The following is a 19,614-nucleotide window of genomic DNA, read 5'->3' as shown; positions in this document are numbered from 1 at the left end:
GTTCTCGCTATGGCCCGTTTCCACCCCATGCAAAAACGGACGCAAAAGAGTATCTCTTGAATACCTTTTGACCACCACTGTCACATCTCACAGTGACAAATCCGCTTTGACCCCACAGCCCTTGTCACGCCTGGTCTGCCGACATTTTCAGCGATCCCCGGTTGTTCTCGCGCCACCACTTGAGTAGCATCCCTTCTCAATTCCCTCTGTTGATAAGGCATGCTGATGAAGGCGTTGGATTACAAGCTGCTGCTGGCGCTGGATGCGGTGATGCAGGAGCAGAACTTCGAGCGGGCCGCCCAGCGTCTGCACATTACCCAGTCCGCCATCTCCCAGCGCATCAAGCAGCTGGAGCAGCAGTTTGCCGAGCCGCTGCTGATCCGCGGCCAGCCGCTGCAGGCCACCGCGCTCGGGCAGAAGCTGCTGGCCCACTACCGTCAGGTGCGCCAGCTGGAGCTGGAGCTGGCCGGCGAACTCTCCCCCGCCGAGCCGCAGGCGCCGATCCGGGTCAGCATCGCCGTCAACGCCGACAGCCTGGCTACCTGGTTTCTGCCGGCCCTGGCCCCGCTGCTGGAGCAGCACCCCATCGAGCTGAATTTGCTGGTGGATGATGAGAGCCGCACCCTGGATCGGGTGCGCGAGGGGCAGGCGTTCGGCGCCGTCAGCCTGCACGGCCAGCCGCTGGCCGGCTGCTGCGTCGACGAGCTCGGCGAGATGCGCTATCTGCTCACCGCCAGCCCCGCCTTCGTCACCCGCCACTTCCCGCAGGGGCTGACTCTGGCGGCGCTGGCCAAGGCACCGGCGGTGGCCTTCGATCAGCGCGACGACATGCACGTCAGCTACATGGCCCGCCACTTCGGGCTGGAACCCGGCGGCTACCCCTGCCACACGGTGCGCTCGTCCGAGGCCTTCGTCGCCATGGCCGAACAGGGGCTGGCCTGCTGCCTGATCCCGGAATTGCAGATCCGCCGCCAGCTGGCGGAGGGCAGCCTGCTCGATCTCAGCCCGGACCAGCACCTGGTCGAGCGGCTCTACTGGCACCGCTGGGTGCTGGAACGGGGGCTGCACAAACAGATATCCCAGCGCCTGATCGAGCAGGGTCGCCGGGTACTGCAAGCCGGCTGAACCGGCCATTCACCTTGGCTTTGGAGGGGTAAAAACGTATAGTGCTGGGCGATCCGTCATCAGGTCTCCACCCAGGTTTTCCACTTCAGGTTCCTCACTTATGTTCCAAGACAATCCGCTGCTGGCCCAGCTCAAGCAACAAATCCGCGAAAACATCCCCAAGAAAGAGGGTGTTATCCGCGCCTCCGATCGGGGCTTCGGCTTCCTGGAGGTCGATGAGAAGACCAGCTATTTCGTGCCGCCTCCCTACATGAAGAAGGTGATGCACGGTGACCGGGTGAGCGCCCTGATCCGTACCGAAAAAGAGAAGGAAGTGGCCGAGCCGGATGCCCTGCTGGAGCAGGCGGTGACTCGCTTCGTGGCCCGCGTCAAGATGTTCCGCGACCGCCTCAACGTGGTCGCCGATCACCCGCTGATCAAGGACGCCATCAAGGCCCGCGTCAAGAAGGGGCTGGACGAGAAAGAGTTCAAGGAAGGGGACTGGGTGGTTGCCACCCTCAAGCGTCACGCCCTGGTGGACGGCAACTTCTCTGCCGAGATCACTCAGAAGATCGCCTCGCAGGAAGATCACAACGTGCCCTGGTGGGTGGTGCTGGCGCGCCACAACCTGGCCCAGGTCGAGCCGGCGGATCTGCCGGAGTGGAAGGTGATCGAAGAGGAAGAGCTGCCGCGCACCGATCTGACCGCGACCCCCTTCTTCACCATCGACGGTGCCAAGACCAAGGACATGGACGATGCCCTGGCCATCCGCAAGCTGGACAACGGCTGGGAGCTGCTGGTGGCCATCGCCGACCCGACTGCCTACGTGGCCGAAGGCAGCGAGCTGGACAAGGAAGCTGCCCAGCGCGCCTTCACCGTCTACATGCCGGGCCGCAACGTGCCGATGATCCCGCGCACCCTCTCCGACGAGCTCTGCTCCCTGAAAGAGGGCGAGGAGCGCAACACCCTGTGCGCCCGTCTGCTCATCGCCGAGGATGGCCTGCTGCTGGAGGAGACCGAGTTCTTCGCCGCCCGCATCAGCTCCCACGCCCGTCTCACCTATGACGACGTCTCCGACTGGGCCGAACACGGCAAACAGCTGGATATCGATGCCGGCGTGCTGGCCCAGCTGCCGCTGATGAAGGCGATGACCGAGGCACGCATTGCCTGGCGTACCGAGCATGCCCTGGTGTTCCCGGATCGTCCCGACTACGACTTCGAGCTGGGCGAGAACGGCGAAGTGCTGGCCATTCACGTCGAGCCGCGCCGCATCGCCAACCGCATGGTGGAAGAGTCGATGATCGCCGCCAACATCTGTGCCGGCCGCGTGCTGGGCAAGCAAGTCGGCTACGGCATCTTCAACGTCCACACCGGCTTTGACGAAGAGTCCCTCGACGGCGCCATCGATCTGCTGAAAAGCGCTGAGGCCCCGTTCGAGAAGGAAGAGATTGCCAGCCTGTCCGGCTTCTGCGCCCTGCGCCGCTGGATCGACAACCTGGACACCCGCTGGCTGGACGGCAAGATCCGCCGCTTCCAGAGCTATGCGCTGATGTCCGCCGAGCCGGGCGCCCACTACGGCCTGGGGCTGGATGCTTACGCCACCTGGACGTCACCTATTCGGAAGTACGGCGACATGGTCAACCATCGCCTGCTCAAAGCCGTCATCGCCGGCAAGACCCCGGGTGAGCGCCCGAACCTAGAGCTCACCGAGCACCTGACCGCCTGCCGTCGTCTGCACCGCATGGTGGAGCGCGACATCGGCGACTGGCTCTATGTCCGTTACCTCAAGGCCGATGCCGGCACCGACAAGGTGTTCAACGCCGAGATCATCGACGTGATGCGCGCCGGCCTCAAGCTGCGTCTGCGCGAGAACGGTGCCGTGGTGTTCATGCCCGCCCGCCATATCCTCGACAACAAGGATCGGCTGGAGTGCAACTGGGACAACGGCCGCGTCTATCTGGACAAGACCGAGGTGGTCTACGAGCTCGGCCAGATCATCGAGGTCAAGCTGACCGAAGCGGTGGAAGAGACCCGCTCCCTCATCGCCAAGCCGGCGGTGGAGCTGGTGCCCGGCCCGGCGCCGGTCGCCCCCACCAGCGAGGCCGATGCCGCGCCTGCCGACGAGGCCCCCAAGGCCGAATAAGCCAGGCCTACCCACCTTGTAAAAAGCCCGCACTCTGCGGGCTTTTTTATTGGACCATGCCACCCGCTGAGTCCGCCGATCATTTTTTGTACGCGCCGAGCTTGCCAGTTGCTCGTTACGGGCATAGAGTGAACCCACAAATTAATGAACGAACGTTCGCTCATGGTAAATTTTCAGGCAAGAGGCATCCCCATGACCACCAACAACCTGCGGCTGGAGCAGCGACGCGAACAGATCATCCAGGCGGCGCTCGGCTGCTTCATCGAGCAAGGCTTCCACCAGACCGGCATGCGCGACATCGCCGCCGCCGCCGGGGTGAGCCTCGGCAACCTCTACAACCACTTCGCCCGCAAGGAGGAGCTGATCGCCCTGATCGCCTCGCTGGAGGCGGCCGAGCTGCAACCCCTGCTGGATGAGCTGGTCCAGGGGCCGGCCCGGGCGGCGCTGGCCCGCTTCGCCGCCGGCTACCTCGCCTGGTCGCTGACCCCGGAGAACCTGCTGCTCGGCACCGAGATCCTGGCCGAGCTGACCCGCCACCCCGAGATGGCCGCCACCTTCGCCAGCAACCAGCGCCAGCTGTGCGATGCCCTGGCGGCGACGGTGCGCCGTGGCCAGCAGGCGGGGGAGCTGGCTGCACACCTGCAACCGGATCTCACGGCCCAGCTGTTGCTGGACGCACTGGAGGGACAGGCGGTGCGCCACGCCCTGGCCCTGCATCCAGAGCAGGCACCGGTGGAACAAAGGTTGCCGTCCCTGCTGGACCAGTTGTTGGGTCCGGCCTGCTGATCACTCCAAGGAGTCACCACCATGACGACCCCGCACAATCGACTGGAAGGACTGGATCTGGCCCGTGCCATGGCCCTGCTCGGCATGGTGCTGGTGAATTTTCGCATCGCCATGGGGGTGTTGGCAGGCGGGCCGACCTGGCTCAAGCCCCTGCTGGACGCACTGGAAGGGCGCTCCGCCGCCAGCTTCGTGGTGCTGGCCGGCATCGGGCTGGGGCTGTCGACCCGCAAGCTGGCGTGGTCGGCGGCCATGAGCCACACCGCCAGGCGGGCCCTGTTCCTGCTGATCGTGGGGCTGCTCAACTACCTGGTGTTTCCGGCCGACATCATCCACTACTACGCCGTCTACTTCCTGCTGGGAGCCTGCTGTCTCCGGCTTCCCTCCCCCTGGCTGCTGGCCCTGATCCCGCTGCTGGCGGCAAGCTTCGTCGGCCTGCTGTTCCTGCTCGATTACGATCGGGGTTGGCAGTGGCACAGCTTCAGCTATCCCGAGTTCTGGACCCTGGCCGGCTTCATCCGCAATCTGCTGTTCAACGGCTGGCACCCGGTGGTGCCCTGGCTGGGCTTTCTGCTCTACGGCCTCTGGCTGAGCCGTCAGTCTCTGGCCAATCCGGTCACCCAGCGCTGGCTGCTGGCCGGCGGGGTGAGTGCCATGGCGCTGGCCAAGGGGCTGTCGCTCTGGTTGCCGACCCTCTTGCCGAACCCCGAGCTGGCGCCACTGCTGGCGACCCAGCCCATTCCCCCGGCGCCGCTCTACCTGCTGTTCGGCATGGGCGCGGCCAGCACCCTGATCGCCCTCTGCCTCTGGCTGGGACGCGCCCTGCCCGAGGCCAGCTGGTGGCGAGTGTGGCTGCCGGTCGGCCGGCAGACCCTGACCCTCTATCTGGCCCACATCATGCTCGGCATGGGGGTACTGGAGGCCATCGGCTGGCTGCAGGGGCAGGATCTGCCCGAGGTGGTGCTGGCCGCCAGCCTCTTCGCCCTGGCGGCGCTGCTGTTTGCCAATCTCTGGAGTCAGCGCTTCGAGCGAGGCCCGCTGGAGTGGCTGATGCGTCGGCTCTGCGGCTGAAGGAGATCATGAAAAACTGAAAGTGGGTTACAAAATAATTGATTCATTGGTTATTTGAATGTGGATTCAAGCAATCCATCGTCAATACCCTCAGTTTTCAGGTCAGGAAAATTGCTCCAATTGAATACAAATAATAGAAATGAGAAATGGATCACATTGACATCAGGTTTGCGCAAACAGCAAATGGTGATTTGTGTCACATAAAAACGATGCTGGCGGCAGCAAAGATCGAAATGTAGCCGAAATACAGAGAGTGAATGTGATCAATATCACTATGAAGGGAGGGGGGAGGTCGGGGTATTTGAGAGCTGCGTCACAAGACACCCCGTTTTCAGCCTAATTTGATCACAAGCTGGTAGATTGAAGTTGCTTAGACGACAGGGATGGCGGTTCGGCAAAACCGGCCAGCCCGACTACCACTTTTAATCAAACAGGCTTAAAACGGGGTCCCGACATGTTATCACCGGATACCAAAGTCAAGATACAGAATTTTGGACGCTTCCTGTCCAATATGGTCATGCCCAACATAGGCGCCTTCATCGCCTGGGGCTTTATTACCGCCCTCTTCATCCCCACCGGCTGGCTGCCGAGCGAAACCTTGGCCAAGCTGGTCGGTCCCATGATCACCTACCTGCTGCCGCTGCTGATTGGCTACACCGGCGGCAAGCTGATGGGCGGTGAGCGCGGCGGCGTGGTCGGTGCCATCACCACCATGGGCGTCATCGTGGGCACCGACATTCCCATGTTCATGGGCGCCATGATGGTCGGCCCGCTCGGTGGCTGGGCCATCAAGCGTTTCGACAAGGCGATGGAAGGTCGCGTCAAGAGCGGCTTCGAGATGCTGGTCAACAACTTCTCCGCGGGCCTCATCGGCATGCTGCTGGCGATCCTCGCCTTCTTCGTGATCGGCCCCTTCGTCAAGGTGCTCTCCGGCGTACTGGCCGGTGGCGTCGGCTTCCTGGTGGACAATAACCTGCTGCCGCTCACCTCCATCTTCGTCGAGCCGGCCAAGATCCTGTTCCTCAACAACGCCATCAACCACGGCATCTTCTCGCCGCTGGGGATCCAGCAGGCCACCGAGCACGGCCGCTCCATCTTCTTCCTGATCGAAGCGAACCCGGGCCCGGGCATGGGCGTGCTGCTGGCCTACATGGTGTTCGGTCGCGGCGCCGCCAAGCAGTCCGCTGCCGGTGCCTCCATCATTCACTTCTTCGGCGGCATCCACGAGATCTACTTCCCGTACGTGCTGATGAACCCGCGCCTCATCCTGGCGGTGATCGCCGGCGGCATGACCGGGGTGTTCACCCTGACCCTGTTCAACGCAGGTCTGGTCTCCCCCGCCTCACCGGGTTCCATCTTCGCCGTGCTGTTGATGACGCCGAAAGCCTCCCTCATCGGGGTGCTGCTCTCCATCGTCGCTTCCACCACCGTCTCCTTCCTGGTCGCCGCCGTGTTCGTGCGTGCCCAGCAGCCGGAAGCCGACGAGGCCGATGCCCTCGGTGAAGCCACCCGCAAGATGAAAGCCATGAAGGGTGCCAAGCCCGAGACCGCTGCGGCCAAGAAGCCGGGCGGTGAACTGATGGCAGTGCGCAACATCGTGGTCGCCTGCGATGCGGGCATGGGCTCCAGCGCCATGGGCGCTGGCCTGCTGCGCAAGCGGGTGCAGGCCGCCGGCCTCGACATCAGCGTCACCAACCGCGCCATCGATCAGCTCGACGATCAGGTGGACTGGGTCATCACCCACAAGGATCTGACCGAGCGGGCCCGTCGCCACGCGCCGCACGCCCACCACATCTCGCTCACCAACTTCCTCGACAACGGTCTCTATCAGGAGCTGGTACAGAGCCTGACCCAGGCCGCCAACGATGACGTAGCCAACCCGCAGCTGCTGGTGGCCGCCAACGACGACAGCTACGAGCCGCAGGCCGCCGAAGTGTTCACCCTGAGCCGTCATGACGTGCATCTGGGGCTCAAGGCCGACAACAAGGAGGCCGCCATCCGGGCTGCCGGCAAGCTGCTGGCAGAGCGGGGTTACGTGGCGCCCGACTACGTCAACGCCATGCTGGAGCGCGAACAGCTGGTCTCCACCTACCTCGGCGAATCCATCGCCGTGCCGCACGGCACCATCGCCGCCAAGGAGTTTGTGAAGCGCACCGGCATCGTCATCTGCCAATACCCGGCCGGGGTCGCCTTCGGCGAGGCGGCCGATGAAGTGGCGCGGCTGGTGATCGGCATCGCCGCCCGCAACGACGAACACATGCAGGTGATAACCCGCCTGACCAATGCACTGGACGAACCCGGCCTCATCGACCGGCTGGCCAGCACCCAGGATCCCCAGGAGTTCCTGGATTTGCTGGGTGCCGAACAGGCTGCCTGATCGTCCTTCATCGTCTTTGGTTCAAGAGGTTAATATCATGAAAACATTGCATTTTGGTGCTGGCAACATCGGTCGCGGCTTCATTGGAAAACTGCTGGCTGACGCCAGCCACCAGGTCACTTTCGCCGACGTCAACGAGACCCTGATCGACCAGCTCAACCACCGCCAGGAGTACAAGGTGCACGTGGTGGGAGCGGATCAGAAGCTGGACGTGGTGCGCAACGTGGCGGCGGTGAGCTCCGCCGGTCACGAGGTGATCGCCCGCATCATCACCGCCGATCTGGTCACCACCGCGGTCGGCCCCAACATCCTGGACAAGATTGCCAGCACCCTGGCCAAGGGGCTGCAGGCCCGCTTCGATGCCGGCAACCTGACACCGCTCAACGTCATCGCCTGCGAGAACATGGTGCGCGGCACCAGCCATCTCAAGCAGGAGGTACTCAAGTACCTGCCGGTCGCGTATCATGCCACCCTCGACGCCTGCATCGGCTTCGTCGACTCGGCGGTGGATCGCATCGTTCCGCCGGCGGCGGCCAACGATGATCCGCTGGAAGTGACGGTGGAGAGCTTCAGCGAGTGGATCGTCGACCAGACCCAGTTCAAGGGCGAGCTGCCGCAGGTGGCGGGCATGGAGCCCACCGACAACCTGATGGCCTTCGTCGAGCGCAAGCTGTTCACCCTCAACACCGGCCATATCGTCACCGCCTACCTCGGCAAGCTGAGGGGCTATCGCACCATCCGCGAGGCGATCGAGGATCCGCTGATCCGCAGCAAGGTGCGCCGCGCCATGGAGGAGAGCGGCGCCGTGCTGGTACAACGCTACGGTTTCGACCCGCGTCTGCACGCCGCCTATATCGAGAAGATCCTGGCCCGCTTCGCCAACCCTTATCTGGTGGATGAAATTGACCGGGTCGGCCGTCAGCCGCTGCGCAAGCTGGCGGCGGGGGATCGGCTGGTGAAGCCGCTGCTCGGCACCCTGGAGTACGGCCTGCCCAGCGATCACCTGCAGGAGGGGATCGCCGCGGCGCTGCACTATCGCAACGCCGATGACCCGCAGGCGGTGGAGCTGCAACAGCTGCTGGCGGAGCTGGGCCCGGCCCAGGCTCTGGCTCGCATCACCGGCCTGGCTGCCGACAGCGACATCGTCAGCGCCATCGTCACCCGTTATGGCAATTTGAAGTGACCTGATGAGGCGCCGTCGCCGCCGGCCCACCCGGGCCGGCCACCAAAGCGCCTCACACGATAAAAACCGGGAGAGAGGCCCACTCTCTCCCTGTCAGCTGGACCCAATGCACTTATGACCACACACCAGGAAGATGAAGTACTGGAGCGATTGAACGAGCAGGATGGCCCTCGCGGCTTCTTTCTCGAGGTCGTGACCATCCTGGAAGAGGCGGTCGACTCTCTGATGCGACGCGCGTTTCGTCAGGAGGAGTATGCCGTCAAATACGCCATCGAACCCCTGCTCAACCAGAGCGGCCCTCTCGGCCAGCTGGAGGTGCGCCTCAAGCTCATCTTCGCCCTCGGCCTCATCTCTCTCGAACGCTATCAGGATCTCGAGGCTTACTTGAAGATCCGCGATTTTCTGGTGCGCGACCCCAAGGATTACCGTTTCAGCGACAAGCCCATCCGCGATCTGCTGGCACGCCTGCACGGCGTCAGCCAGGGCGGCATGATGCCGCAGGAGGCCCCCGCCAACGAGGAGGACTGGCCCTTCTACCAGATGCAGCTGAACCGGCTCGATCAGGTGGTGCGCTCGGCGCTGGTGCTGGCGGTGGCCGACTGCGTCACCGAACTCCACAAAGAGAGTCCCATCTAATCCGGCTGGTGGCCGCAGCCAGCGGCCACACCCTGCCCCTGCCCCTCTCCCGCGGCCATGCCCCCGTGACGACCGCTGTCGCGCGATCCGCTCCCCCCCTTGTTCCCGCCGCCGGCTGGTGTCAATCTGACCATCTTCCCCACTACACTTCCTCCAGGTTCATCGCCTTAATCGAGGTCTGCATGATTGCTCTCTCCCTGGCCGGGATCGCCCTGGTCTCAGTGCTGGCCCAGTGGCTGGCCTGGTCGCTGCGGGTGCCCGCCATCCTGTTTCTGCTGCTCACCGGCCTGCTGCTGGGCCCGGTCAGCGGCCTGCTCGACCCCGACGCCCTGCTCGGCGACCTGCTGTTTCCGCTGGTCTCCCTGTCGGTCGCCATCATCCTGTTCGAGGGGGCGCTCACCCTGCACCTGGCCGAGCTCAAGGGGATCGGCAAGGTGGTGCGCAACCTCTGCTCGGTGGGCATGCTAGCCAGTTTCGCCGTCATCGGCAGCGCCGGTTACTTCCTGCTGGGACTGGACTGGCGGGTCGCCATGGTGCTCGGCGCCGTGCTGGTGGTGACGGGCCCCACCGTGGTCGCTCCCATGCTCAACGTGATCCGCCCGACCCGGGAGGTAGACCGCATCCTGCGCTGGGAAGGGATCGTCATCGATCCCATCGGCGCCCTGTTTGCGGTGCTGGTGTTCGAGGCGGTGCGCCTCGGCAGCCAGGGTGATCTCATCGGCCACACCCTGCTGGCGCTGGCCAAGACGGTGGGGGTGGGCTCGCTCATCGGGGTCGGTGCCGGCTGGCTCACCACTCTGCTGATCCGCAAGGACTGGCTGCCGGTCAGCCTGCACAAGTTCGGCGTGCTGGCGCTGGTGCTGGTCACCTTCAGCCTCTCCAACTGGCTCAGCCACGAATCCGGCCTGCTGGCGGTCACCGTGTTCGGCATCTGGCTCGCCAATCAGGAGGGGCTGGATCTGGAGGAGGTGCTGGCCTTCAAGGAGGATCTCGCCGTCATCCTCATCTCCTCCCTGTTCATCCTGCTGGCGGCCCGCCTCGATCTGGCCCAGCTCTGGCAGCTCGGCCCCATGGTGCTGGCGCTGCTGTGCGTGGTGCAGTTCGTGGCGCGCCCGCTCTGCATCCTGGTCTCCACCTGGGGATCGGATCTCTCCTGGCAGGCCCGCGCCCTGCTCGGCTGGATTGCACCGCGCGGCATAGTGGCGGCGGCGGTCAGCGCCTCCTTCGCCATCAGCCTGCACCAGGCCGGCATTCCCGATGCCGACAAGCTGGTGCCGCTGGTGTTTGCGGTGATCATCTCCACCGTGGTGCTGCAGAGCCTCACCTCGGCGCCGCTGGCCGGTCTGCTCAAGATGCGCCAGAGTGCACCCAATACCTGGCTCATCATCGGGGCCAACTCGGTGGCGCGGGCCATCGGCCGGGCACTGGCGGATCAGGGGGTGCCGGTCCAGCTCTGCGATCCGGCCTGGGAGTTCTGCCGTCAGGCACGGATGAGCAACCTGCCCTGCTACTTCGGCAATCCGCAATCCGAACACGCCGAGCTGCACCTGCCGCTCACCAGCATCAGCACAGTGCTGGCGCTCTCCCCCAACCGCCACAACAACGCCCTCGGCGTGCTGCACTTCGCCCACCTCTACGGCGAGGAGCAGGTCTACTCCCTGCGCTCCAGCGAGCAGCACGGCAAGGCCAATCGGGAGAGCGCCACCTTCCGCGCCCGCCAGAACCTGTTCGGTCCCGACATCAACTACGCCCGGTTGAGCGGCCTGCTGAGCCGGGGCGGCCAGATCAAGGCGACCCGGCTGAGCGAGGCGTTCGACTGGGCTCAGTACCAGGAGGCCAACCCGGGCGCCATCCCGCTGTTTGTGCTGGACGGCAAGGGGCGGACCCGCATCGTCACCGGCCCCGTCGAGCCGCAGGCCGGGGAGCTGCTGATCGCCCTGCAGCCACCGAAGGAGACGGCCGCCCCATGAGCGAGACCCGGCCCAACCCGCTGCTGGCCCCACTGCTGACACTGCTGCGGCAGGCAAGCGGCAGCTACAAGGTGCACGAACTGCTGGCCGAGCTGCGCCGCCAGGAGGTCATCCCGCCTCTGCCGGGGGATGAGCAGCTGCAGCTGTTTCGGCTCAACTTCCTCATCATGAACGCCCTCTACCAGCTGCAGGCCGAGCTTCATGGCGAGGGGTGGTGGCTGGTGATCAGCACCCTGGATATCCGGCTCGAACCGCTCGCCACCCGCGAGGCAGCAAGCGCCCTCGCCCAGGGCGAGGCGCTGCGCAGTTACTACCTCGACTGGCAGGTGTTCTGGCAGACCGACCGGGAGGAGGTGGAGGCGCTGCTCGGCAGTTTCTGGCGGGCCTGTGAGCGGGATGAACACAGGGCAGAGGCGCTGACCCTGTTCGCCCTGCCGGCCGGGGCACAGCCCGATGTCATCCGCCGCCGCTGGCGGCAGCTGGCGCTGCAACACCACCCGGATCGCGGGGGCGATGCCGACACCTTCATCCGCCTGCGCTGGGCCTGGGAGCACCTCAAATCGGCCAAATGAGCCGGCCGACCCCGACTGCAACCACTAGACTTGAAGTGGCATCAAGCGTCACGGGAGGATGTCATGACAGTCAGCGAACTTCGCCAGCTCTATCAGCAGCAAGCCTTCAAGGAAGCCGAAATCCTGCAGGACGCCATCCTGCCCGGCTGGATCGTGGAGTTCAGGGGTCAGGACGGCAAGCTGTACGAGATGACCGACACCCTGGGCTGCCCCCGCTACTTCGGCTCGGTCGAGGAGGCCCGCCAGCACGTGCACCTGGTGGCGGATTGCCCGATCCAGGTCGAGCACCTCTATCGCTTCTTCGAACGCTGAGGGATCGGCAGGCTCAAAAAAGGCTCCCAAGGGAGCCTTTTCTCATTCCGGTTGCAGGGGTTCAGTCCCCTTGCCCTCCAGCCGCCTGACCGGCTTTTGCAAGATCAGGTTGGCCGGATAGGTGACCAGATCGCCGTTGTCATCGCGCACCCGCACGTAGAAGAGGCCGATCTCGGTGATGACCCCGGTGACCGAGTCATCCTTGTCGAGGATCCGGATCCGGTCGCCAATCTTGTAGGGGAAGGCGAAGAAGATGGTGATGCTGGCGGTGATGTTGGAGAGGATCGACCACTGCGCCACCATGGCGACGCCCAGCACCGCGAAGAAGGAGGAGGCCAGCACCACCAGCCGCGAGAAGTCGAGCCCCCACACCCCGGCCAGGATCAGCAGGGTGGCGCAGCCGAGCAGGAAGTGGAACACGTGCTCCACGTAGAGCACCCGGTTCTCGCTCACCTGCCGGGTCTGGGCCAGCGCCAGCAGGCTCTTGTGAATAAGCCCGCGAATGAGGGTGTGACCCAGCAGCAACAGCAGGGTCACGCCAAAAGATTCCCATGTCGTCATGTCTGCTCCTTACCACCAGCGCCGATGTTTGAGCCAGACCGCCAGCCCGGTCGCCAGCGCCACCAGGGAGCCGCAGAAGATCCAGAAGGCGGTCGGGCTCTCGGCCCCGGGAATGCCCCCCAGGTTGATGCCGAACAGGCCGGTCAGGAAGCTGGCGGGCAGGAACAGCAGCGCCATCACCGACATCTGGTAGGCACGGCGGTTGGTCGCCTCCGCCATCAGGTTGTTGATCTCGTCCGCCAGCACGGCGGTACGCGCCACCCCGGCATCCAGATCGTCCAGCCAGCGCCGCAGCCGGTCGGCGATGTCCAGCAGACGCCGCCGGTCATCTTCATCCAGCCAGCTGATCTTCTCGTTGGCGAGGCGCGCCACCAGATCCCGCTGCGGCGAGAGGTAGCGGCGGATCATGATGAGCTGCTTGCGGATCAGCGCCAGCCGGCCGTTGGCGGGCAGGTCGCGCATCAGCACCATCTCCTCCAGATCCAGGATCTGATCGTGCAGCTCCTCGACGAACTCCCCGGCCCGGTCGGTCAGGGCGTCGCAGATCTCCACCAGCCAGTCGGCCGGGGTATCGGCGCCGCCCCCCAGCTTGAGCTGGTTGAACACGTCCTGCTCCGACAGCAACGGCCGGCGCCGGCTGCTGATGATGAGATCCGGGGTGATGAAGATGCGCAGCGCCACCATCTCTTCCGGTCTGTGGTCCTTGTTGTGGTTGATGCCGCGCAGGATCAGCAGCACCGTCTCGCCCATCCGGACCAGCTTGGGGCGATTGCTCTGGCCGAGCAGCGACTCGCGCGCCGCATCATTGAGCAGCGGGGTCTGCAACAGCCAGCGCGCTGCCTCCGGATTGCCGTAGTCCAGATGCAGCCAGCCCGGCTGCTGCGCCGGTATCTCGCTGCCCGCCACCAGTGGCTGCATGCCACCCCTGCCATCCAGGGTCAGGCCATAAATTACGTCACTGGGCACCCGATCCATCTGCTCGTCCTTTTCGCTCATGTTCATCGGCCCAGCTTACACCAAAGCCGGGCCCGACTCAGCCCCGGGGCAGCCGCCCCACGCCGGCCGTGTTAAGATGCGCCACTCGTTTCAGACACAGGAAGCCCTGCCATGCCCATCTGGGTCGATGCCGATGCCTGCCCCATTCCGGTCAAGGAGATCCTTTACCGCGCCGCCCACCGTGCCCAGGTGGTGACCACGCTAGTGGCCAATCAGGGGCTGCGGGTGCCCCCTTCCCCCTTCATCAAGACCCAGCAGGTGGAGAAGGGCTTCGATGTGGCAGATCATGTCATCGCCCAGCAGGTCAAACCCGGCGATCTGGTGATCACCGGCGACATTCCGCTCGCCTCCTGGGTGATCGATGCCGGCGGCGAGGCGCTCAATCCCCGCGGCGAGATCTACACCCGCGAGACCATCAAGGCGCGGCTCGGCATGCGCAACTTCATGGAGGAGCTGCGCTCGGCCGGGGTGCAGACCGGCGGCCCGGCCCCCCTCAACGCGGCCGACAAGCAGCGCTTCGCCAACGCCCTCGACAAGTGGCTCATCCGGGGCAAGCTGAGTTGATGCTCCCTCCCCGGCCGGCCGCCGGGGAGACCCATTCATTTCCCTTTGCGCTTAATTCTTTCTTAAGGCAGGTGAACTAACCTTGTGGCTGTTGACCCAACCACCCGCAAGGAGCAAGCAATGAAACTGACCCCCCTGTTGTTACTGATCCCCCTGTTGAGCGGCGCAGCCCTGGCCGATCCCCAATGTACCCAGGCCGACAAGAGCAAGTGGATGAGCGAAGCCGACGCCCAGCAGCAGATCAAGGCGATGGGCTACGACATCAAGAAGTTCAAGGTCACCAAGACCAACTGCTACGAGATTTACGGTTGGGACAAGGAGAAGCGCAAGGTCGAGATCTACTTCAACCCGACCGACCTGAAGAAAGTCAAAGAAGAGATCGACGAATAATCCGGCCATGGGCCGGTCTCCTGCCGGCCCCTTCTAATGGAGCCACGCCATGACAACCTCGTCTGAAGTGAAAGTCTGGGATCCCCTCATCCGGGTGTTTCACTGGGCCACCGTCACCCTCTGCCTGCTCAACTTCTTCGTGCTGGAAGAGGGCAGCAGGCCCCACAAATATGCCGGCTACACAGTGGGCATCCTGCTGATCATCCGCCTGCTGTGGGGGCTGGTCGGTCCCCATTACGCCCGCTTCGGCCAGTGGTGGCCGACCCCGGCCCGGGTTCGCTACTACCTGCGTCAACTGGCCCAGAGGCGTCACCCCTACTACCTCGGCCACAACCCAGTCGGCGCCCTGATGATCTGGCTGCTGCTGCTGTCGCTGGTCGGCACCGTCGTCACCGGCTGGCTCACCACCTGGGATGCCTTCTGGGGCGAGGACTGGATGGAGGAGCTGCACGGCATCATTGCCAACACCCTGATGGCCGCCGTCGGCGTCCATGCGGCCGTGGTGATCCTGACCGATCGCCTCACCCGCAGCGACCTGGTGCGCGCCATGGTGCTGGGCAAAAAACGGGTGCCTGCCGACGCCAAGGTGGAAGATCCGCGCAGTTAATGACCGGGCTGCCCCTCGGGCCCCGGTTTTTTGCTGCAATGGCCCGCGACACTGGTAAGATGCGCCGCCATTTTCCCCATGTCGTAGCCATCATGACCGCCCAAGGGCACCTGCTCTTCTCCGTTACCTGCACCCTGCTCGCCCACAAACTCCAGCTGACGCCGGCCCTGGCCGACGCCAGCCTGTGGCACACCATTCCTGCCGCACTGGCCAGCGCCCTGCTGCCGGACCTCGACCACCCCAAGTCGGTGCTGGGGCAACGCCTGCCCTGGATTTCCAAACCCTTGTCGCGGCTGTTCGGCCATCGCGGCTTCACCCACAGCCTGCTGGCGGTGGCCGCCGCCATCTGGGGACTGGATCAGAGCCTGGCTCCCGCCCTGCTGCCCACCGGCGTCAAGGATGCCCTTATCATCGGCTACCTCAGCCACCTGCTGGGAGACTGGCTCACCCCGGCCGGCATTCCGCTGCTGTGGCCCAGCAAGCGCCGCTACCGGCTGCCGGGCTGGCCGCTCAAAAGCGGCGGCGCCGTCGAGACCGGCTTTTGCACTCTCACCCTGCTGGCCGCCGGTTACTGGGCCCACTGGCCAGGCTAGCGCTCCGTCAGGCCAGCTAGCGCCTGCTGTTGCCCAAAAAAACAAACCCCTGCCGAGGCAGGGGTTTGTCATGGTGAGAGCGGGTGGCGGTATTACAGCATCACACCGGCAATCACGGCGGAGAGCAGGCTCACCAGGGTGGAGCCGTACACCAGCTTCAGACCGAAGCGGGAGACCATGTTGCCCTTCTCTTCGTTCAGCGCCTTCACCGCACCGGCGATGATGCCGATGGAGCTGAAGTTGGCGAACGACACCATGAAGATGGAGAGGATGCCGATGGTGCGCGGAGAGAGCTGGGCCGCGATCTTGCCCAAGTCCATCATGGCCACGAACTCGTTGGTCACCAGCTTGGTCGCCATGATGGAGCCGGCTTGCAGCGCTTCACCACTCGGGATGCCCAGGATCCAGGCGATCGGGTAGAAGAGGTAGCCCATGACGAACTGGAAGTTGACACCGAATGCCATCTCGAACAGGTAGTTGATGAGAGCAATCAGGGCGATGAAGCCGACCAGCATGGCACCCACGATGACCGCCACGGTGAAACCGGCCATGATGTACTCGCCCAGCATCTCGAAGAAGTTCTCTTTCTTCGGGCTGTGGTGCTCGTCACCTTCGGCCAGCGCCTTGGCGTCGGTCACGGTATTGTCCGGCTCGTAGGGGTTGATCAGCGACAGCACGATGAAGGTGCTGAACATGTTGAGCACCAGCGCGGCCACCACGTAGCGCGGCTCGATCAGCTGCATGTAGGCACCGACGATGGACATGGAGACGGTGGACATGGCAGTGGCGGCCAGGGTGTACATCTGCTTCTCGTTCAGGTGCGGCAGGATGTTCTTGAGCGCGATGAAGTTCTCGGACTGGCCGACGATCATGGAGCTGATGGCGTTGAAGGACTCCAGCTTGCCCATGCCGTTGATCTTGGCCAGCACGGTACCGATGCCGCGGATCACCAGCGGCAGCAGACGAATGTACTGCAGGATACCGATCAGCACGGAGATGAAGACGATGGGCATCAGTACCATCAGGAAGAAGGAGAAGGCCCCTTCATTGACCAGGCCGCCGAACACGAAGTCGGTACCCTGTTTGGCAAACTCCATCAACTTGGTGAAGCCGGCCGCGAAGCCACCCACCACCGCCAGACCCACTTCGGAGTTCAGCATGAACCAGGCCAGCGCCAGTTCGACCACCAGCAGTTGACCGATATAACGCAGTTTGATCTGTTTCCAGTTGTGGCGGTTGGCCAGCAAAGCAAGAGCGAGGACCATCACGAGTCCGAGCACAAAGTGAACGTATTCCATACCAGTAGCACCTGAGTAATTTGTAATTTTTTGACCGGCGCCATCATAGACATTTGCATATTTAAAAATCAGATAGCCATCACAATCTGCGGTAAAAATATGCATGTTGGATAATACAAACGTTTTTAAATTAATTAAACGCTCACGCAAGCATCTAATCATTGTTCAATAAACATAAAAATCATTAATAAACAGAGAGTTGAAAATAAACCACTCAGTCTGAAAGGGCTATTTTCACAGCTTTCTCACATTTATTTAAAACCTGGCGAATGGCGTCACAGCGGTGAGGTTAAATTTACGGCGAATTTATTTAATCAAATCAAAATGACAAACGTTTATCTTATTTGCGATGAATGGCCCGGCTTCTTTCAGCTAATTCCCGAAAGGCAGTGGGGTATTTTCAGACGAGCCGGACAACATGCCGCCACCGTTTTTCCCCTGCCGCAGCCCCGCCACCGTCGCCGTCCAGTCGTTCAAAAATCCGCCACACCCGGCAGCGCTTTCTGATACAATGCGCGCCCTTGCGCACGGCGCAGCCCGTTTTCTCCGATATAGAGTCTTTTTGTGAACAACGAATTTAGCAGCCTGAACCTCTCCCCCGCCCTGCAGGACAACCTCGCCAGCCTGGGTTATCTGCAGATGACCCCGATCCAGGCCCAGAGCCTGCCCCTGGTACTCGATGGCAAAGACCTGATCGCCAAGGCAAAAACCGGCAGCGGCAAGACCGCCGCCTTCGGCCTCGGCCTGCTTGCCAACCTCGATGTCAACCGGCTCGAGGTGCAGGCGCTGGTGCTCTGTCCGACCCGCGAGCTGGCCGATCAGGTTGCCACCGAGATCCGCCGTCTTGCCCGTACCCTGCCCAACGTCAAGCTGGTCACCCTGTGCGGCGGCACCCCGACCGCACCGCAATCCGCCACCCTGAGCTTTGGCGCCCACATCGCCGTCGGCACCCCGGGCCGGATCCTCAAGCACCTGGAGCAGGGCACCCTCGAGCTGGACGGCCTCAAGACGCTGGTGCTGGACGAAGCGGATCGCATGCTGGACATGGGCTTTGGCGAAGACATCAACCGGGTCATCAGCCACGCCCCGCGCGACCGCCAGACCCTGCTGTTCTCCGCCACCTATCCGGAGGGGATCGCCCAGATGAGCCGCGGTGTGCAGCGCAACCCGGTCGAGGTGAGCGTGGAGTCCCTGCACGAAGACAGCGCCATCGAGCAGAAGCTGTATGAAGTGCCGGCCGGCCAGCGCCTCGACGCCCTCGGCTGGTTGCTCAGCCACTATCAGCCGAGCTCCTGCGTGGTGTTCTGCAACACCAAGCGCGCCTGCAACGACGTGGCCGACCACCTGGCCGCCAAGGGCTTCTCGGCGCTGGCGCTGAACGGCGACCTGGAACAGCGCGAGCGGGATCAGGTACTGGTGCGTTTCGCCAACGGCAGCGCCACCATCCTGGTGGCCACCGACGTGGCTGCCCGCGGCCTCGACATCAAGGAGCTGGGCGCCGTCATCAACTACGAGCTGACCTACGACCCCGAGGTGCACGTGCACCGGATCGGTCGTACCGGCCGCGCCGGCCAGCAAGGCCTGGCCCTGAGCCTCTACCAGCCGAACGAGGCCCAGCGCGTCAACTTCATCGAGGAGTACCAGCAGGCCCCCATTCCGCAAGGGGATCTGGCCGGGATCGGCCGCGACATCAAGCCGATTGCACCGCAGATGGTGACCCTCTCCATCGATGCGGGCCGCAAGAGCAAGGTGCGCGCCGGTGACATCCTCGGCGCCCTGACTGGCGAAGGCGGCATTGCCGGGGCCGATGTGGGCAAGATCCAGATTTCCGAGCAGTACTCCTACGTGGCGGTGAAGCGCCAGGTGGCGAGCGCCGCCCTCAAGCGGCTGCAGGAAGGCAAGATCAAGGGGCGCAGCTACCGCGCTCGCAAGCTGGGCTAAGGTTCACGACACAGGCGCCGGTTCGGCGCCTGTTTCATATTTATCCGTGCCCATGAGAACAAGGCAGATGCCATGACCCAGACAACCCGACCCGAAGTGAGCTGCCAGAACTGCGAAGCCTGCTGCTGCCGCCTCGAGGTGATGCTGTTTACCGATACCGGCGTACCGGATCGCTATGTGGAAGAGCGGGAAGGTGAAGTGCCGGTGATGCACCGACTGGAAGATGGCTGGTGCGCGGCGCTCGACCGCAACACCATGATGTGCCGCATCTACGAAGTCCGCCCCTTGATATGCCGTGAATTTGAAATGGGCGAGCCCGACTGCGTCGACGAGCGGGACAAGTGGTTTATCAAGCTCAACTGACCGATGGGCGAGCACTCCCGCGATGATGTGCCCCATCCATGAAGCCCGTCCCCTGATATGCCGTGAATTTGAAGGGTAAGCGGATTAAATGGTTGATCTTACCTTTGCATGAGAGTGAGGCAAACCGGCATCTCATCGGATTATCTGGTT

19 protein-coding genes are annotated in these 19,614 nt (G+C 63.6%); 16 read left to right on the top strand and 3 right to left on the bottom strand.

Translation table 11 applies throughout. The features are described 5' to 3' along the window. Positions 1-225 precede the first annotated feature (225 nt). From PG899_RS13110 to PG899_RS13065, 10 genes are all read left to right on the top strand, one after another. Entirely contained in the window at positions 226-1,125 is a 900-nt protein-coding gene (locus tag PG899_RS13110) for a LysR family transcriptional regulator ArgP (protein ID WP_077096677.1), read from the top strand. A 100-nt stretch (positions 1,126-1,225) separates the two neighbouring features. Next, entirely contained in the window at positions 1,226-3,247 is a 2,022-nt protein-coding gene (locus PG899_RS13105; RefSeq protein ID WP_077096654.1) for an exoribonuclease II, read from the top strand. A gap of 192 nt (positions 3,248-3,439) precedes the next feature. After that, positions 3,440-4,033: a TetR/AcrR family transcriptional regulator gene (locus PG899_RS13100; protein ID WP_077096655.1), complete on the top strand. Its 594-nt coding sequence runs from the start codon at positions 3,440-3,442 to the stop codon at positions 4,031-4,033. Between the two features lie 21 nt (positions 4,034-4,054). Then, positions 4,055-5,101: a DUF418 domain-containing protein gene (locus PG899_RS13095; protein ID WP_077096656.1), complete on the top strand. Its 1,047-nt coding sequence runs from the start codon at positions 4,055-4,057 to the stop codon at positions 5,099-5,101. A gap of 454 nt (positions 5,102-5,555) precedes the next feature. Then, entirely contained in the window at positions 5,556-7,478 is a 1,923-nt protein-coding gene (locus PG899_RS13090) for a PTS mannitol transporter subunit IICBA (RefSeq protein ID WP_016349321.1), read from the top strand. A gap of 37 nt (positions 7,479-7,515) precedes the next feature. Further along, positions 7,516-8,661 (top strand): mannitol-1-phosphate 5-dehydrogenase, encoded by a 1,146-nt coding sequence (locus PG899_RS13085; protein WP_016349320.1) that lies wholly within the window; start codon positions 7,516-7,518, stop codon positions 8,659-8,661. Positions 8,662-8,775: 114 nt separating this feature from the next. Beyond that, positions 8,776-9,297, top strand: coding sequence for an MltR family transcriptional regulator (locus PG899_RS13080; RefSeq protein ID WP_005308438.1), 522 nt, complete (start codon positions 8,776-8,778; stop codon positions 9,295-9,297). Positions 9,298-9,479: 182 nt separating this feature from the next. Continuing rightward, positions 9,480-11,267, top strand: a complete 1,788-nt coding sequence (locus PG899_RS13075; protein WP_179101449.1) for a cation:proton antiporter — start codon at positions 9,480-9,482, stop codon at positions 11,265-11,267. Further along, positions 11,264-11,839: a DNA-J related domain-containing protein gene (locus PG899_RS13070; RefSeq protein WP_077096658.1), complete on the top strand. Its 576-nt coding sequence runs from the start codon at positions 11,264-11,266 to the stop codon at positions 11,837-11,839. The genes PG899_RS13075 and PG899_RS13070 overlap by 4 nt, the downstream gene beginning before the upstream one ends. Positions 11,840-11,902: 63 nt before the next feature. Further along, complete coding sequence (locus PG899_RS13065) at positions 11,903-12,151, top strand: hypothetical protein (RefSeq protein ID WP_011704519.1); 249 nt, start codon at positions 11,903-11,905, stop codon at positions 12,149-12,151. Positions 12,152-12,193: 42 nt separating this feature from the next. On the opposite strand, the gene PG899_RS13060 is transcribed toward PG899_RS13065, so the two are convergent. Together PG899_RS13060 and zntB are read right to left on the bottom strand one after the other, a co-directional pair. Next, complete coding sequence (locus PG899_RS13060; RefSeq protein WP_045790742.1) at positions 12,194-12,712, bottom strand: mechanosensitive ion channel domain-containing protein; 519 nt, start codon at positions 12,710-12,712, stop codon at positions 12,194-12,196. A gap of 9 nt (positions 12,713-12,721) precedes the next feature. Beyond that, the gene (gene zntB / locus PG899_RS13055; RefSeq protein WP_179101450.1) at positions 12,722-13,714 is read right to left on the bottom strand and encodes a zinc transporter ZntB; all 993 of its coding nucleotides are present in this window, start codon (positions 13,712-13,714) and stop codon (positions 12,722-12,724) included. Between the two features lie 105 nt (positions 13,715-13,819). On the opposite strand from zntB, the gene PG899_RS13050 reads away from it, so the two are divergent. The 4 genes from PG899_RS13050 (at position 13,820) to PG899_RS13035 (ending at position 15,862) form a co-directional block, all read left to right on the top strand. After that, positions 13,820-14,272, top strand: coding sequence for a YaiI/YqxD family protein (locus PG899_RS13050; RefSeq protein ID WP_011704516.1), 453 nt, complete (start codon positions 13,820-13,822; stop codon positions 14,270-14,272). Between the two features lie 120 nt (positions 14,273-14,392). Further along, positions 14,393-14,662, top strand: a complete 270-nt coding sequence (locus tag PG899_RS13045) for a PepSY domain-containing protein (RefSeq protein WP_077096659.1) — start codon at positions 14,393-14,395, stop codon at positions 14,660-14,662. Between the two features lie 49 nt (positions 14,663-14,711). Then, the gene (locus PG899_RS13040) at positions 14,712-15,269 is read left to right on the top strand and encodes a cytochrome b/b6 domain-containing protein (protein ID WP_077096660.1); all 558 of its coding nucleotides are present in this window, start codon (positions 14,712-14,714) and stop codon (positions 15,267-15,269) included. A gap of 92 nt (positions 15,270-15,361) precedes the next feature. Next, positions 15,362-15,862, top strand: coding sequence for a metal-dependent hydrolase (locus tag PG899_RS13035; RefSeq protein WP_039215114.1), 501 nt, complete (start codon positions 15,362-15,364; stop codon positions 15,860-15,862). Positions 15,863-15,954: 92 nt separating this feature from the next. On the opposite strand, the gene PG899_RS13030 is transcribed toward PG899_RS13035, so the two are convergent. Further along, entirely contained in the window at positions 15,955-17,160 is a 1,206-nt protein-coding gene (locus tag PG899_RS13030) for a NupC/NupG family nucleoside CNT transporter (protein WP_016349310.1), read from the bottom strand. A gap of 564 nt (positions 17,161-17,724) precedes the next feature. On the opposite strand from PG899_RS13030, the gene dbpA reads away from it, so the two are divergent. Together dbpA and PG899_RS13020 are read left to right on the top strand one after the other, a co-directional pair. Beyond that, positions 17,725-19,101, top strand: coding sequence for an ATP-dependent RNA helicase DbpA (gene dbpA / locus PG899_RS13025; protein WP_011704511.1), 1,377 nt, complete (start codon positions 17,725-17,727; stop codon positions 19,099-19,101). A gap of 72 nt (positions 19,102-19,173) precedes the next feature. Beyond that, the gene (locus tag PG899_RS13020; RefSeq protein ID WP_016349308.1) at positions 19,174-19,464 is read left to right on the top strand and encodes a YkgJ family cysteine cluster protein; all 291 of its coding nucleotides are present in this window, start codon (positions 19,174-19,176) and stop codon (positions 19,462-19,464) included. The last annotated feature ends 150 nt before the right edge of the window (positions 19,465-19,614 follow it).

This window comes from Aeromonas sp. QDB39, from assembly GCF_027707585.1.
GTDB classification, from domain to species: Bacteria; Pseudomonadota; Gammaproteobacteria; order Enterobacterales; family Aeromonadaceae; genus Aeromonas; species Aeromonas hydrophila.
Note: the sequence above shows the minus strand (reverse complement) of the source record. Positions and strands in the feature narration are given on the sequence as shown.

What these genes read in the sequence shown, in the direction of transcription:
- PG899_RS13110 (WP_077096677.1), top strand. Translation starts at nt 226, where the DNA reads ATGAAGGCGTTGGATTACAAGCTGCTGCTGGCGCTGGATGCGGTGATG.
- PG899_RS13105 (WP_077096654.1), top strand. Translation starts at nt 1,226, where the DNA reads ATGTTCCAAGACAATCCGCTGCTGGCCCAGCTCAAGCAACAAATCCGC.
- PG899_RS13100 (WP_077096655.1), top strand. Translation starts at nt 3,440, where the DNA reads ATGACCACCAACAACCTGCGGCTGGAGCAGCGACGCGAACAGATCATC.
- PG899_RS13095 (WP_077096656.1), top strand. Translation starts at nt 4,055, where the DNA reads ATGACGACCCCGCACAATCGACTGGAAGGACTGGATCTGGCCCGTGCC.
- PG899_RS13090 (WP_016349321.1), top strand. Translation starts at nt 5,556, where the DNA reads ATGTTATCACCGGATACCAAAGTCAAGATACAGAATTTTGGACGCTTC.
- PG899_RS13085 (WP_016349320.1), top strand. Translation starts at nt 7,516, where the DNA reads ATGAAAACATTGCATTTTGGTGCTGGCAACATCGGTCGCGGCTTCATT.
- PG899_RS13080 (WP_005308438.1), top strand. Translation starts at nt 8,776, where the DNA reads ATGACCACACACCAGGAAGATGAAGTACTGGAGCGATTGAACGAGCAG.
- PG899_RS13075 (WP_179101449.1), top strand. Translation starts at nt 9,480, where the DNA reads ATGATTGCTCTCTCCCTGGCCGGGATCGCCCTGGTCTCAGTGCTGGCC.
- PG899_RS13070 (WP_077096658.1), top strand. Translation starts at nt 11,264, where the DNA reads ATGAGCGAGACCCGGCCCAACCCGCTGCTGGCCCCACTGCTGACACTG.
- PG899_RS13065 (WP_011704519.1), top strand. Translation starts at nt 11,903, where the DNA reads ATGACAGTCAGCGAACTTCGCCAGCTCTATCAGCAGCAAGCCTTCAAG.
- PG899_RS13060 (WP_045790742.1), bottom strand. Translation starts at nt 12,712, where the DNA reads ATGACGACATGGGAATCTTTTGGCGTGACCCTGCTGTTGCTGCTGGGT.
- zntB (WP_179101450.1), bottom strand. Translation starts at nt 13,714, where the DNA reads ATGAACATGAGCGAAAAGGACGAGCAGATGGATCGGGTGCCCAGTGAC.
- PG899_RS13050 (WP_011704516.1), top strand. Translation starts at nt 13,820, where the DNA reads ATGCCCATCTGGGTCGATGCCGATGCCTGCCCCATTCCGGTCAAGGAG.
- PG899_RS13045 (WP_077096659.1), top strand. Translation starts at nt 14,393, where the DNA reads ATGAAACTGACCCCCCTGTTGTTACTGATCCCCCTGTTGAGCGGCGCA.
- PG899_RS13040 (WP_077096660.1), top strand. Translation starts at nt 14,712, where the DNA reads ATGACAACCTCGTCTGAAGTGAAAGTCTGGGATCCCCTCATCCGGGTG.
- PG899_RS13035 (WP_039215114.1), top strand. Translation starts at nt 15,362, where the DNA reads ATGACCGCCCAAGGGCACCTGCTCTTCTCCGTTACCTGCACCCTGCTC.
- PG899_RS13030 (WP_016349310.1), bottom strand. Translation starts at nt 17,160, where the DNA reads ATGGAATACGTTCACTTTGTGCTCGGACTCGTGATGGTCCTCGCTCTT.
- PG899_RS13020 (WP_016349308.1), top strand. Translation starts at nt 19,174, where the DNA reads ATGACCCAGACAACCCGACCCGAAGTGAGCTGCCAGAACTGCGAAGCC.